The organism is Streptomyces cyslabdanicus, assembly GCF_052663305.1.
Genome location: NZ_JBQRUW010000002.1, coordinates 123,231 through 137,526, shown reverse-complemented (window position 1 = coordinate 137,526; position 14,296 = coordinate 123,231). Strand labels below are relative to the sequence as shown.

The window sequence follows — 14,296 nt, the reverse complement described above, 5'->3', positions numbered from 1 at the left end:
TTCGAGCGTAGATTCGGCGTTGTCGAAAAATAGAACTTGTCCAAAAGTCAGCCTTACCTAAGTTCGCGCCCAGCTCTCAGGGGGACCACGCCATGGCCATCATCGACACCGAAGCGACGCTCCACGAGGCGCACCGCGACAACCACACGCACCGCGACGTGAACGGTGGCTGGCTGCGCCCCGCGGTCTTCGGCGCGATGGACGGCCTGGTCTCCAACCTCGCCCTGATGACCGGTGTGGCGGGCGGCGCGGTGGGCCAGCAGACCATCGTCCTCACCGGCCTCGCGGGTCTTGCGGCGGGTGCCTTCTCCATGGCCGCCGGCGAGTACACCTCCGTCGCCTCGCAGCGCGAGCTGGTCCAGGCCGAGCTGGACGTCGAGCGCCGTGAGCTGCGCAAGCATCCGGAGGACGAGGAGCGGGAGCTCGCCGCCCTGTACGTCTCGCGCGGCGTGGAGCCCGGGCTCGCCCAGGAGGTGGCCCGGCAGCTGTCGAAGGACCCCGAGCAGGCCCTGGAGATTCACGCCCGGGAGGAGCTGGGGATCGACCCCGGCGACCTGCCCTCCCCGCTGGTCGCCGCGGTGTCGTCGTTCGGCTCGTTCGCGCTCGGCGCGCTCCTGCCGCTGCTGCCGTACCTGCTGGGTGCCTCCGCGCTGTGGCCGGCCGTGCTGCTCGCCCTCGTCGGACTGTTCGCCTGTGGCGCGGTGGTGGCCAAGGTGACGGCGCGGACCTGGTGGTACAGCGGTCTGCGGCAGCTTGCCCTGGGTGGTGCCGCCGCCGCTGTGACCTACGCCCTGGGCACCCTGTTCGGAACCGCCGTAGGATGAGGCCGCTGATACTTGTGCGCATCACCGTACAAGTACACCGTCGCTCGTCCACTCGTTGGTTTCGACCGTGTGACCGCGGGGCATGAGCCGTAAGCACTCACAGGCAATGAGGCCTGACCCGCATGCGCAGGGCCGGGCGACTCCGCCCTTTCCTGCTCTCTCCCGGGCCGACGGACACCGATCCGACCGATCTCGTCCGCCGTCGCCCCACAGCTTCCACCGCCGGGCGCGGTGCATCGCCGTCAGTCCGGGGTGCCCGCATGCTGGAACACGGTTTCCGATTCCCGAGAAACCCTCCATCATGTAATCTGCACGAAATATCGTATTTCAGACAGAGGGCCAGCGTCGTCCCTCGGCACGCGCTCCCCCAGAGCCTGAACGGCCTGGAGGGGACCCCCAGCCAGATGACGACGACGGGAGAGCCGATGCGTATGCCGCGCCAGCCGTCCCAGCACTCCGCGAACGACCAGAACTGGTCGTTCATGGATGCCCGCCCTGCCGCACAGGGCATGTACGACCCCCGCTACGAGCACGACGCCTGCGGCGTCGGCTTCGTCGCCACCCTCACCGGCGAGGCGAGCCATGCGCTGGTCGAGCAGGCGCTCACGGTTCTGCGCAACCTGGAACACCGCGGCGCGACCGGCTCCGAGCCCGACTCCGGCGACGGCGCCGGCCTGCTCTCCCAGGTGCCCGACGCGTTCCTGCGCGAGGTGGCCGGATTCGAACTGCCCGCGGCCGGCGCCTACGCCGTCGGTATCGCCTTCCTGCCCGAGGACGGCACCGAGGAGGTCGTCTCCCGCATCGAGACGATCGCGGCGGACGAGGGCCTGACCGTCCTCGGCTGGCGCGAGGTCCCGGTCGCTCCCGAACTGCTCGGCGCCACCGCCCGCTCCACCATGCCCGTCTTCCGCCAGCTGTTCGTCTCTGGGGGCACCTCCCGGACGGAGTCCGGGGGAGGCATGAGCGAGGGCATCGCCCTGGACCGCAAGGCGTTCGCGCTGCGGGGGCGCGCCGAGCGCGAGGCCGGCGTCTACTTCCCGTCGCTGTCGGCCCGCACCCTTGTCTACAAGGGCATGCTCACCACCGGTCAGCTGGAGCCCTTCTTCCCGGACCTGTCCGACCGCCGCTTCGCCTCGGCCATCGCGCTCGTCCACTCCCGCTTCTCCACGAACACCTTCCCGAGCTGGCCGCTCGCGCACCCGTACCGCTTCGTCGCGCACAACGGCGAGATCAACACCGTCCAGGGCAACCGCAACTGGATGCGCGCCCGGGAGTCCCGGCTGGCCTCCGACCTGTTCGGTCCCCGGGAGAAGCTGGAGCGGATCTTCCCGGTGTGCACGCCGGGCGCCTCCGACTCCGCCTCCTTCGACGAGGTCCTGGAACTGCTCCACCTCGGCGGCCGCTCGCTGCCGCACGCCGTGCTGATGATGATCCCGGAGGCGTGGGAGAACCACGACGCCATGGACCCGCCCCGGCGCGCCTTCTACGAGTACCACTCCACGATGATGGAGCCCTGGGACGGACCGGCCTGCGTCACCTTCACCGACGGCACCCAGGTCGGCGCCGTGCTCGACCGCAACGGCCTGCGCCCCGGCCGCTACTGGGTCACCGACGACGGCCTCGTCGTCCTCGGCTCCGAGGTCGGCGTGCTCGACATCGACCCGGCCAGGGTCGTCCGCAAGGGCCGCCTCCAGCCCGGCCGCATGTTCCTCGTCGACACCGCCGAGCACCGCATCATCGAGGACGACGAGATCAAGGCGTCCCTCGCCGCCGAGCAGCCCTACGCCGACTGGGTCCAGGCCGGCGAGATCGAGCTGGGCGACCTGCCCGAGCGCGAGCACATCGTGCACACCCACGCCTCGGTCACCCGCCGCCAGCAGACCTTCGGCTACACCGAGGAGGAGCTGCGCGTCCTGCTCGCACCGATGGCCAGGACCGGCGCCGAGCCGATCGGCTCCATGGGCACCGACTCGCCGATCGCGGCCCTCTCCGAGCGCCCGCGGCTGCTCTTCGACTACTTCACCCAGCTGTTCGCGCAGGTCACCAACCCGCCGCTGGACGCGATCCGCGAGGAGCTGGTCACCTCCCTGCGCAGCTCGCTCGGCCCGCAGGGCAATCTGCTCCAGCCGACCGCGGCCTCCTGCCGCAGCGTCGTCCTGCCCTTCCCGGTGATCGACAACGACGAGCTGGCCAAGCTCATCCACATCAACGCCGACGGCGACATGCCCGGCTTCAAGGCCGCGACCCTCTCCGGCCTGTACCGGGTCTCCGGCGGCGGCGACGCGCTGGCCGCGCGCATCGAGGAGATATGCGCCGAGGCCGACGCCGCCATCGGCAACGGCGCCCGCCTGATCGTCCTGTCCGACCGCCACTCGGACGCCGAGCACGCCCCTATCCCGTCGCTGCTGCTCACCGCGGCCGTCCACCACCACCTGATCCGCACCAAGCAGCGCACCCACGTGGGCCTGCTGGTGGAGGCCGGCGACGTCCGCGAGGTCCACCACGTCGCCCTGCTGATCGGCTACGGCGCCGCCGCAGTCAACCCGTACCTGGCCATGGAGTCCGTCGAGGACCTGGTCCGCGCCGGCACCTTCCTGCCGGGCGGCGAGCCCGAGAACGCCCTGCGCAACCTCATCCACGCCCTCGGCAAGGGCGTGCTGAAGGTCATGTCCAAGATGGGCATCTCCACCGTCGCCTCCTACCGCGGCGCCCAGGTCTTCGAGGCCGTCGGCCTGGACGACGACTTCGTCGACCAGTACTTCAACGGCACCACCACCAAGATCGGCGGCGTCGGCATCGACGTCATCGCCGAGGAGGTCGCCGCCCGCCACGCCAAGGCCTACCCGGCCTCCGGCATCGCCCCGGCGCACCGCGCGCTGGAGATCGGCGGCGAGTACCAGTGGCGCCGCGAGGGCGAGCCGCACCTGTTCGACCCGGAGACGGTCTTCCGCCTCCAGCACTCCACGCGCACCGGCCGCTACGACATCTTCAAGAAGTACACGGACCGGGTGAACGAGCAGTCCGAGCGCCTGATGACGCTCCGCGGCCTGTTCGGCTTCGCCTCCGGCCGCGCGCCGATCCCCGTCGACGAGGTCGAGCCGCTCAGCGAGATCGTCAGGCGCTTCTCCACCGGCGCCATGTCGTACGGCTCCATCTCCAAGGAGGCGCACGAGACCCTCGCCATCGCCATGAACCAGCTGGGCGGCAAGTCCAACACGGGCGAGGGCGGCGAGGACGCGGACCGCCTGTACGACCCGGCCCGCCGGTCCGCCATCAAGCAGGTGGCCTCCGGCCGCTTCGGGGTGACCAGCGAGTACCTCGTCAACTCCGACGACATCCAGATCAAGATGGCCCAGGGCGCCAAGCCCGGCGAGGGCGGCCAGCTGCCCGGCCACAAGGTCTACCCGTGGGTGGCCAGGACCCGGCACTCGACCCCCGGCGTCGGCCTGATCTCCCCGCCGCCGCACCACGACATCTACTCCATCGAGGACCTGGCCCAGCTGATCCACGACCTGAAGAACGCGAACCCGCGGGCGCGGATCCACGTCAAGCTGGTCTCCGAGGTCGGCGTCGGCACGGTCGCCGCGGGCGTCTCCAAGGCGCATGCGGACGTGGTCCTGATCTCCGGACACGACGGCGGTACCGGTGCCTCCCCGCTGACCTCGCTGAAGCACGCGGGCGGCCCCTGGGAGCTGGGCCTGGCCGAGACCCAGCAGACGCTCCTGCTCAACGGACTGCGGGACCGCATCGTCGTGCAGACTGACGGCCAGCTCAAGACCGGCCGCGACGTGGTGATCGCCGCGCTCCTGGGCGCCGAGGAGTTCGGTTTCGCGACCGCGCCGCTGGTCGTCTCCGGCTGCATCATGATGCGCGTGTGCCACCTGGACACCTGCCCGGTCGGCATCGCCACCCAGAACCCGGTGCTCCGCGAGCGGTTCACCGGGCAGGCCGAGCACGTGGCGAACTTCTTCCGGTTCATCGCCGAGGAGGTCCGCGAACTCCTCGCCGAACTGGGCTTCCGCTCCATCGAGGAGGCCGTCGGCCACGCCGAGGCCCTCGACGTGACCCGGGCGGTCGACCACTGGAAGGCGCAGGGCCTGGACCTGGAGCCGCTGTTCCACGTGCCCCAGCTGCCCGAGGGCGCGGTGCGCCACCAGGTGACCGCCCAGGACCACGGCCTGGAGAAGGCGCTCGACAACGAGCTGATCAGGCTCGCCGCCGACTCCCTGGCCGCGACGGGCGCCGCCGACGCGCAGCCGGTGCGCGCCCGGGTCGCCATCCGCAACATCAACCGCACGGTCGGCACCATGCTCGGCCACGAGGTGACGAAGCGGTTCGGCGGCGCGGGACTGCCCGACGACACCATCGACATCACCTTCACCGGCTCGGCGGGCCAGTCCTTCGGCGCCTTCGTGCCGCGCGGCATCACGCTGCGCCTGGAGGGCGACGCCAACGACTACGTCGGCAAGGGCCTGTCGGGTGGCCGGATCGTGGTCCGTCCGGACCGCGCCGCCGACCACCTCGCCGAGTACAGCGTCATCGCGGGCAACACCCTCGCCTACGGCGCGACCGGGGGCGAGATGTTCCTGCGTGGCAGGACCGGTGAGCGGTTCTGCGTGCGCAACTCCGGCGCGACGGTCGTCTCCGAGGGCGTGGGCGACCACGGCTGCGAGTACATGACCGGCGGGCGCGCGGTGGTCCTCGGCGAGACCGGCCGCAACTTCGCGGCCGGCATGTCCGGCGGCATCGCCTACGTCGTCGACCTCGACCGCGACAACGTCAACCCCGGCAACGCGGCGGCGGTCGAGGCGCTGGACGACTTCGACCGGCAGTGGCTGCACGACGTCGTGCGCCGGCACCAGGAGGAGACGGGCTCGACCGTCGCCGAGAAGCTGCTCGCCGAGTGGGACACGGCGGTGGAGCGCTTCAGCAAGATCATCCCCCGTACGTACAAGGCAGTGCTCGCCGCCAAGGACGCCGCCGAGCGGGCCGGTCTGTCCGAGACCGAGATCACCGAGAAGATGATGGAGGCGGCGATCCATGGCTGACCCGAAGGGCTTTCTGAACCACGGCCGCGAGGTCGCCGAGTCCCGCCCGGTCGAGGAGCGCACCAAGGACTGGAACGAGGTCCATGTCCCCGGCTCGCTGCTGCCGATCATCAGCAGGCAGGCCGGCCGGTGCATGGACTGCGGCATCCCGTTCTGCCACAACGGCTGTCCGCTCGGGAACCTGATCCCGGAGTGGAACGACTACGCCTACCGCGGGGACTGGGCCGCCGCCTCCGAACGGCTGCACGCGACCAACAACTTCCCCGAGTTCACCGGCCGGCTGTGCCCGGCGCCCTGCGAGTCGGCCTGTGTGCTCGGCATCAGTCGGCCGCCGGTGACCATCAAGAACGTCGAGGTCTCGATCATCGACCAGGCGTGGGAGAACGGCGACGTCGCCCCGCGCGTCCCCGAGCGGCTGTCCGGCAGGACCGTCGCCGTCATCGGCTCGGGACCGGCGGGCCTGGCCGCCGCCCAGCAGCTGACCAGGGCGGGCCACACGGTCGCCGTCTACGAGCGCGCGGACCGCGTCGGTGGCCTCCTGCGCTACGGCATCCCCGAATTCAAGATGGAGAAGCGGCACATCAACCGCCGTGTCGAGCAGATGCGCGCGGAGGGCACCCGCTTCCGCACCGGCGTCGAGGTCGGCCGCGACCTCAAGGCCACCGACCTGAGGAAGCGCTACGACGCGGTCGTCATCGCCGCCGGCTCCACCACCGCCCGCGACCTGCCCGTCCCCGGCCGTGAACTGCGGGGCGTCCACCAGGCGATGGAGTACCTGCCCCTGGCCAACAAGGTCCAGGAGGGCGACTACGTGGTGGCCCCGATCTCGGCGCAGGGCAAGCACGTCGTCGTGATCGGCGGCGGCGACACGGGCGCGGACTGCGTGGGCACCGCCCACCGCCAGGGCGCGGCCTCCGTCACCCAGCTGGAGATCATGCCCCGCCCGAACGACGAGCGGCACCCGGTCGACCAGCCCTGGCCGACCTTCCCGATCCTCTACAAGGTCACCTCGGCCCATGAGGAGGGCGGCGAGCGGATCTACTCGGCCTCCACGACCCACTTCGAGGGCGACGAGGACGGCAACGTGCAGTGGCTGCACCTGGCCGAGGTCGAGTTCGTCGACGGCAGGCCGGCCCGGAAGCCGGGCAGCGAGCGCAGGATCCCGGCCCAGCTGGTCACCCTCGCCATGGGCTTCACCGGCACCGACCGGGAGAACGGCCTGGTCGACCAGTTCGGCCTGGAACTGGACGAGCGCGGTAACATCGCCCGTGACGCCGACTTCCAGACCAACGTGCCGGGTGTCTTCGTCGCCGGTGACGCCGGCCGCGGCCAGTCCCTCATCGTGTGGGCCATCGCCGAGGGCCGCTCCGCCGCCAGCGGTGTCGACCGCCACCTCAGGGGCGCCGGCGACCTGCCGGCCCCGATCCGGCCGACGGACCGCGCGCTGACGGTCTGACGACGGCCACCGGGGGACCGGACGGTCCCCGTGCAGACGTCCGTACAACGGCGTACGGAGCACCAGACGGCGCCTGCCCCAGTCCCCGACCGGACGACTGGGCAGGCGCCGCCGCATGCACCGTGACCAGCGCCTAGTGCTGCGACCGGAAAGGTTCACCGGCTCGCGGCGCCCGGCACGGCACCTCGCCGCGTTGTCGCATCACCCGAGTACATCCAGTACGCGGGCGATGCTCCGCCTTGCGATGCTCCCCCACTGCCTGGACGGCGTGGGAGGTACCCCCAGCACCGGACGCCGCGAGCTTCCCGGCAAACCTTTCCGGTCACAGCACTAGGGCACCCGGTACGTCTTGCCGTGCAGCGTCCACACCAGCGGAGTCCGAAGATCCATGTTCCCGTCGTTCAGGAACTGCCGCTGGGCCGCGTCGATGCGCTCGGTGCCGACGTCGGGCTTCGTCTCCTTCATGATCTTGCGGTGAATGTCCAGGAAGATGTCGAGGTACGCCTTCTCGCTGCCGCCCATGGCCGGGGTGTCGACCTCCTGCAGGACGCGCTCGCGCAGGCCGTAGAAGCTGTCGGGGTCGGTGCCGGGGCCGTGGAAGACCATCGCGTCGTAGTAGACGAACTGGCCGAGCGTGCCCAGGCCGTCCAGCTTGGCGAGGCGGACGGCGGGGTTGAAGTAGGCGCGGTCGCGCTCCGCCTCCTGGGCCTCGCGGAAGGCCGGCAGCTCCGACTCGGCCTTCCAGGCCGCGGTGAAGCCGGGGTCCAGGCCCTCGTGGGAGTCCGTGCCGTCGACCTCGCGCAGCGCCGGCAGGTACGCGGCGAGGGCGTTGTCCGGGTGGTCCTTGGTGTAGTGCTCGACCAGCGTGAGCAGGTCCTGGGTGCCGGTGCAGAAGCCGATGACGCCCGCGGTGTACCCCTGGCCGTCGCCGAAGTCCTCGATGGAGCCGTAGCTGCTGCGCCAGTCGAGCGTGGAGTGCACGGCGCTCGCCACGAGTTGCTGGGCCAGATCCTTCTTCTTGGGCGCGGCGAGGCCCGGAGCGGCATCGGCGACCACCTCGTCGTCCTCGGCCTCCTCCTGCGACCGCTCGGCACGCGCCTTGGTGCCCTTGCGGGACTCGTGGGCGACCGACGCGTGCTTCCCCGTCCCCGCGGCCGGACCCGGATCCCGGGGATCGACGGCGAGCAGCACCGCGAACGCGACGACTGGAGCGGCCACCAGAAGCAATATTCCAGGACGTTTCATGACAGATACCTGTACGGCCTGATCAGGCCGCCCCTCCCGACAGTTCCGAGACCTTCGCCCAGCTGAGCGTCATGAGCAGGACCAGCAGGGCCCGCCGGGACGTGAGGCCGGCGAAGACACCAACCACAGCAGCAGGCCCGCCATGCACCGGTCGACGCCGCCCCCCGCCGGCCCGCGCCCGAGCATCGGTGGGGACGGCGGCGAACAAAATAGCGAACTGCTGTGACAGATGGTAAAGGCGGGGCCCGCGATCCCGGAACCGCACTCGGGTCAGGTGTCGCACTCCAGAACCGTGCGGCACAGGGCGCACCGGGCGCGCATCCGGCCCTGGACCGGAACCCTGATGCGCTGGTGGCAGGTGGGGCAGGCGAAGGACACCCGCAGCGGCTCGCGGCCGCCGGGGCTGAAGCAGTACGGCGCTTCCGGCTGGGGGAGCGGCACTTGGCCGTGGTCCTGGGCGTGCCGGCGGTCGCGCGCGTACCGGCGGCGGCCCGCCCAGCCCGCCGCCGTCAGGGGCGGCTGCTGCTCGTCACGGCGGGCCCTGGCCATGCCCTTGACGTACGCCTCGTACCCCTGCGGGCTGGTGAACCACGTCGAGGGGTCCTCGCCGAACACCAGCGCCCGCTTGGCCAGCACATAGCCGAACTCCTCCGGCGTGAGGTAGCCGAGTTTCTGCGACGACACGCCGTCCTCCCGGAAGGCGTCCAGCAGCAGCCAGCCCGCGCCCAGGTACGTCGCCACCGTGTCCGTGAGGATCTCGTTGTCGCGGGTGCTGGGGAAGGACAGGTCCAGGCGGTGCAGGTAGACGTGGGTCACCTCGTGGGCGAGGGCCGCGCCGATGTCCCGGCGGTGGGTGCGGAAGCGGTCGTTCAGCTCGACGAAGTACTCGGGGCCCGCCGCCAGCTCGACGTTCGCCGCGTGCGTCATCTCGCGGAAGCTGACGATCATGCGGGCGTCCGGCAGCCGGAAGTGGCGGACCAGCTCGTGGGCCACGCGCTGCGTCCCCAGATGCAGGTCGTCGGTGTCGCAGAAGGCCACGTCGGCCGGGGCCACGCTGGTCGCGAACGTCTGCACGGTGCCGTACGAGAGCCGCTTGTAGAGCGAGGTGATCGCGGCCCGCACCGTCTCCAGATGCGGGTAGCCGTGCACCACCGGTCCGCCGTTCGCCACGTCCGAACCCCCAAGGAGACGCCCTCAACTGCTTCCCACTGTAGGCGGGCAGGCGCGGGCCCGCGGATCCTCACCCGCCCGTCCGGCGCCCGCCCACCCCGTAGGGTGGGAGCCCATGACCACCAGCAACACCGCCACCGGTGACGCCGACCCCGCCGTCAACGAAGAACTCGCGCGGCTGCGCGACAGCATCGACAACATCGACGCGGCCGTCATCCACATGCTCGCCGAGCGGTTCAAGGCGACCCAGCAGGTCGGCCACCTCAAGGCCGCCCACCAGCTGCCGCCCGCCGACCCGGCCCGCGAGGCCCGGCAGATCGCCCGCCTGCGCGCCCTGGCCGAGGACGCCAAACTGGACCCGGCATTCGCCGAGAAGTTCCTGAACTTCATCATCGCCGAGGTGATCCGCCACCACGAGCGCATCGCCGAGGACGCCGGCAACGGCGAGACCCCGGCGACCTGACCGCCGGCCCGACCGCCCGCGCGCCGCCGAACGCGCCCCCGTGGGCCGCGAACGTCTCGAGTCCGTCGGCGACACCCCCTCGTGCCCGCTCGGGGCCATCAGGCAGCATGGCGTCCATGTCCGTACTCACGCGCGACGAAGCGCAGACCCGTGCCACGCTCCTCGACGTCCACCACTACAGCGTCGACCTCGACCTGACCGGTGGGGACGACACCTTCGACTCCGTGACCGTGATCCGGTTCACCGTACGGGCGGGCCGGGACAGCACGGACACGTTCGTCGAGCTCAAGCCCGCCCACCTGCGCTCCGCCACCCTCGACGGCCGGCCCCTCGATCCGCAGGACCTCGTCGAGAACCGCCTGCCGCTGAAGAACCTCACCCCCGGTGAGCACGAACTGCGCGTCGACGCCGCCATGCGCTACTCCCGTACCGGCGAGGGCATGCACCGCTTCACCGACCCCACCGACGGCGAGACCTACGTCTACACCCAGCTCTTCATGGAAGACGTCCAGCGCGTCTTCGCCGCCTTCGACCAGCCCGACCTCAAGGCCGTCTTCGACCTCACCGTCACCGCCCCCGACGGCTGGACCGTTCTCGCCAACGGGGTCACCGAGCACACCGGCGACGGCGTCTGGAAGGCCGCGCCCACCCCGCTGATCTCCACCTACCTCGTCGCCGTCGCCGCCGGCCCCTGGCACTCCGTACGCACCGAGCACCGCGGCCTGCCCTTCGGCATCCACTGCCGCCGCTCGCTCGCGCCCCACCTCGACGCCGACGCCGACGAGATCCTCGACGTCACCCGCGGCTGCTTCGACCGCTACCACGAGAAGTTCGACGAGCCCTACCCCTTCGACTCCTACGACCAGGCCTTCGTCCCCGAGTTCAACGCGGGCGCCATGGAGAACCCGGGCCTGGTCACCTTCCGCGACGAGTTCGTCTACCGCTCCGCCGTCACCGACACCGAGCGGCAGACCCGCGCCATGGTCATCGCCCACGAGATGGCCCACATGTGGTTCGGTGACCTGGTCACCCTCAGGTGGTGGGACGACATCTGGCTGAACGAGTCCTTCGCCGAGTACATGGGCTACCAGACCACCGCCGAGGCCACCCGCTTCACCGACACCTGGACCGACTTCGGTGTCGCCCGCAAGGCCTGGGGCTACGACGCCGACCAGCGCCCCTCCACCCACCCCGTCGCCCCCGACGCCGTCGACGACACCGCCTCCGCGCTGCTCAACTTCGACGGCATCTCCTACGCCAAGGGCGCCTCCGCCCTGCGCCAACTGGTCGCCTGGCTCGGTGAGAAGGACTTCCTGGCCGGTATCAACACCCACTTCGAGCGGCACCGGTTCGCCAACGCCACCCTCGCCGACTTCATCGACTCCCTCGCCTCCGCCACCGACCGCGACGTGCACGCCTGGGCCGAGTCCTGGCTGCGCACCACCGGCGTGGACACGCTCACCGCGTCCGTCGACGCCGAGCCCGGCCAGTGGACCCTCGCCCTCGACCGCGACGGCAGCCGCCCGCACCGCGTCACCGTCGGCGTCTACGACCGCGACCTGGGCGACGGCCGCAGCCTGGTGGTCCGGGAGCGCTACGAGATCGACGTCCCGCAGGACGGCACCCGCCGCCCCCGCTCCGGCACCCGGCCCGCCCTCGTCGTGCCCAACGACCAGGACCGGACCTACGCCAAGATCCGCCTGGACGAGACCTCCCTGGAGACCGCCCTGCGCGGCCTGTCCGGCATCCCCGACGCGCTCACCCGCGCCGTGGTGTGGAACGCGCTGCGCGACATGGTCCGCGACGGCGAACTCGCCCCCGCCGACTACCTGACGGCCGCCTGCGCCCATCTGCCCGAGGAGACCGACCTCGCCCTCGTCCAGGGCGTCCTGACCTTCGCCACCGCGCAGATCGCCGACCGGTACACCCGCCCCGACCAGCGGCCCGCCGCCCTGGCCACCCTCAGCTCCCTGTGCCGCGACCTCATCCGCCGCACCGAGGACGGCGACAACCCCGGCCTGCGCCTGACCGCCGTACGCAACTTCATCGACGTCGCCGCCCACCCGGACACCATCGCCGCCTGGCTCACAGACGGCACCGTCCCCGGCGGCCCCGAACTCGACCCGGAGCTGCGCTGGCGCGTCCTGGCCCGCCTCGCCGCCCTCGGCGCCACCGACGAGGCCGCCATCGCCGCCGAACTGGACCGCGACCCGTCCGCCACCGGCCAGGAGGGTGCCGCCCGCTGCCGGGCCGCGCTGCCCGACGCCGAGGCCAAACGCGCCGCCTGGGAGTCGATGTTCGCCACCGACGAGCGCACCGACCTGTCGAACTACCTGTTCACCGCCACCGCGCAGGGCTTCTGGCAGCCCGAACAGGCCGATCTCGTACAGGACTACGTCTCCCGCTTCTACGAGGACGCCATCGCCCTCGCCGCCCGCCGCGGCCCCGCCATCGCCGAGGCCGCCGGACGCTGGGCGTTCCCGATGTACGCCGTCGACGCCGATCACCTGCGCCGGGGCGAGGCCTGCCTGCGCGACGGCGACCCCACCCCGGCGCTGCGCCGCAAGCTCGTCGACCAACTCGACGACCTGGCCCGCGCACTGCGCGTCCGGGAGGCGTAGCGCGAACTCCGGGTCCGAGCCGGTCGCCCGCCGGCTCGGCCGGGGCGATCCGGCCGACCCGGGGGGGGTGCGCGGCGCGAGCCACCACCCGGCCGACGCCCGCGCCGGTACCCGCGACCACCGGCACGGCGGCGAACCGCTGAACGTGGGCGACGCCGGGGTGCAGGGGGCAGGCCTCGGCGAGCGCGCCGACCGGGCGGACCGGTGGGCCGGGTGGGGCGCGCGGTTGCCGGTGTTTCCGTGCGGGGTCGGCCGTCCGCTCCTAGGTCCTGTCGTCAAACTCCCGTCGTCCGCCCGGAGGGCGGGCCTCGCGGCGTCAGGTGCGTGCTCTGGGGGTCCCCCCTGCTCGAAGAGCTTGGGGGAGTGCCGGGCCCTGGCCCTCGTACTGGATGTACTTGGGTCAGGGCCCGGTGCGGCGAGTGGGGGTTCCCCCTGCTCGAAGAGCTTGGGGGAGCGTGCATGGCGTCGCGGGGCAGACGGGAGTTTGACGACAGGGCCTAGGCTGCTGGAGTCAGGACGACCGGCCGAGCCCCCGGAGGCGGACCCGTGATCGCAGTGACCGGAGCGACCGGCAACGTCGGCCGTGCCCTCGTCGAACGTCTCGTCGCCGCCGGCCGGCCCGTGCGCGCGCTGACCCGCGACCCGGAACGGGCCGCGCTGCCCGCGGGCGCCGAGGCCGTGCGGTTCCGGACCGACGACCCGGCCGCCCTGTTCGCGGGGGTGACCGGACTCTTCCTGTACGTCCAGGCCGCCGGTGACGGCGGCGCCCTGCTGCGGGCGGCCCGCGAGGCCGGCGTCCGGCACGTCGTGCTGCTCTCCTCCGGGATCGTCCGCGACGGCGCCGACGAGACCCATCCCATCCACGTCATGCACGCCGGTGCCGAGCGGAGGATCCGCGACAGCGGCCTCGCGTGGACCTTCCTGCGGCCGAACGCCTTCGCCGCCAACGCCCTCCAGTGGGCGCCCCAGATCCGCGCCGGGAACACCGTCCGCGGCGTCTTCGCCGACGCCCTGACCGCGCCCATCCACGAGGACGACATCGCGGCCGTGGCTGAACGCGCCCTCCTCGACCCCGGCCACGAGGGCGCCGTCCACCGCCTCACCGGTCCGGAGGCCGTCACCAACGCCGGACAGATCGCCGCGATCGGCCGCGCCCTCGGCCGTGACCTGGCCTTCGTCGAGGTCCCACCGGAACAGGCCGGCCCCGAGCTCTTCCCGCACGTGCCGCCGCACCTGTTCCAGGGCCTCATGAGGACCTTCGAGTCCACCGTCGGCGTTCCCCCGGAGATCACCCGCACCGTCGAGGAGATCACCGGCGCGCCGGCCCGCCCCTTCGCCCGCTGGGCCGAGGACCACCGGCCCGACTTCCTCGGCTGACGGCGGGACCCCAACAGGCTTTCCCCGTACGGCAGTACCCACTTTCGGGTTCCGATCGTCGATCCTTCGGGCGTATCCGGCTTCACTGCGTA

Annotated in this window: 8 protein-coding genes; 6 read left to right on the top strand and 2 right to left on the bottom strand. The window is 71.7% G+C overall.

The features are described from left to right. Window positions 1-92 precede the first annotated feature (92 nt). From ACTYVM_RS01190 to ACTYVM_RS01180, 3 genes are all read left to right on the top strand, one after another. Window positions 93-824, top strand: a complete 732-nt coding sequence (locus ACTYVM_RS01190; RefSeq protein WP_445524085.1) for a VIT1/CCC1 transporter family protein — start codon at window positions 93-95, stop codon at window positions 822-824. A gap of 509 nt (window positions 825-1,333) precedes the next feature. Further along, window positions 1,334-5,872, top strand: a complete 4,539-nt coding sequence (gene gltB / locus ACTYVM_RS01185; protein WP_445524250.1) for a glutamate synthase large subunit — start codon at window positions 1,334-1,336, stop codon at window positions 5,870-5,872. Beyond that, a complete protein-coding gene (locus ACTYVM_RS01180) occupies window positions 5,865-7,328 on the top strand; it encodes a glutamate synthase subunit beta (protein WP_445524084.1) in 1,464 nt (487 codons plus the stop codon). Before gltB ends, ACTYVM_RS01180 begins: the two co-directional genes overlap by 8 nt. A 330-nt stretch (window positions 7,329-7,658) precedes the next feature. Here the strand turns inward: ACTYVM_RS01180 and ACTYVM_RS01175 are convergent, their stop codons facing one another. Continuing rightward, window positions 7,659-8,573, bottom strand: coding sequence for a chitosanase (locus ACTYVM_RS01175; RefSeq protein ID WP_445524083.1), 915 nt, complete (start codon window positions 8,571-8,573; stop codon window positions 7,659-7,661). 270 nt (window positions 8,574-8,843) lie between these two features. Next, the gene (locus ACTYVM_RS01170; RefSeq protein WP_445524082.1) at window positions 8,844-9,743 is read right to left on the bottom strand and encodes a hypothetical protein; all 900 of its coding nucleotides are present in this window, start codon (window positions 9,741-9,743) and stop codon (window positions 8,844-8,846) included. Window positions 9,744-9,858: 115 nt separating this feature from the next. Here ACTYVM_RS01170 and ACTYVM_RS01165 point away from each other — a divergent pair, with 115 nt between their 5' ends. The 3 genes from ACTYVM_RS01165 to ACTYVM_RS01155 all read left to right on the top strand — a co-directional run bounded on the left by ACTYVM_RS01165 (window position 9,859) and on the right by ACTYVM_RS01155 (window position 14,204). After that, the gene (locus ACTYVM_RS01165) at window positions 9,859-10,206 is read left to right on the top strand and encodes a chorismate mutase (RefSeq protein ID WP_445524081.1); all 348 of its coding nucleotides are present in this window, start codon (window positions 9,859-9,861) and stop codon (window positions 10,204-10,206) included. Between the two features lie 107 nt (window positions 10,207-10,313). Continuing rightward, window positions 10,314-12,827, top strand: a complete 2,514-nt coding sequence (gene pepN / locus ACTYVM_RS01160) for an aminopeptidase N (RefSeq protein ID WP_445524080.1) — start codon at window positions 10,314-10,316, stop codon at window positions 12,825-12,827. 546 nt (window positions 12,828-13,373) lie between these two features. Then, window positions 13,374-14,204 carry an NmrA family NAD(P)-binding protein gene (locus ACTYVM_RS01155; RefSeq protein ID WP_445524079.1) on the top strand — a complete coding sequence of 277 codons (831 nt, stop codon included), beginning with the start codon at window positions 13,374-13,376 and terminating at the stop codon, window positions 14,202-14,204. Window positions 14,205-14,296 lie beyond the last annotated feature (92 nt).

Coding starts and splice junctions, on each gene's coding strand:
- ACTYVM_RS01190 (WP_445524085.1), top strand. CDS start 93: ATGGCCATCATCGACACCGAAGCGACGCTCCACGAGGCGCACCGCGAC.
- gltB (WP_445524250.1), top strand. CDS start 1,334: ATGTACGACCCCCGCTACGAGCACGACGCCTGCGGCGTCGGCTTCGTC.
- ACTYVM_RS01180 (WP_445524084.1), top strand. CDS start 5,865: ATGGCTGACCCGAAGGGCTTTCTGAACCACGGCCGCGAGGTCGCCGAG.
- ACTYVM_RS01175 (WP_445524083.1), bottom strand. CDS start 8,573: ATGAAACGTCCTGGAATATTGCTTCTGGTGGCCGCTCCAGTCGTCGCG.
- ACTYVM_RS01165 (WP_445524081.1), top strand. CDS start 9,859: ATGACCACCAGCAACACCGCCACCGGTGACGCCGACCCCGCCGTCAAC.
- pepN (WP_445524080.1), top strand. CDS start 10,314: ATGGCGTCCATGTCCGTACTCACGCGCGACGAAGCGCAGACCCGTGCC.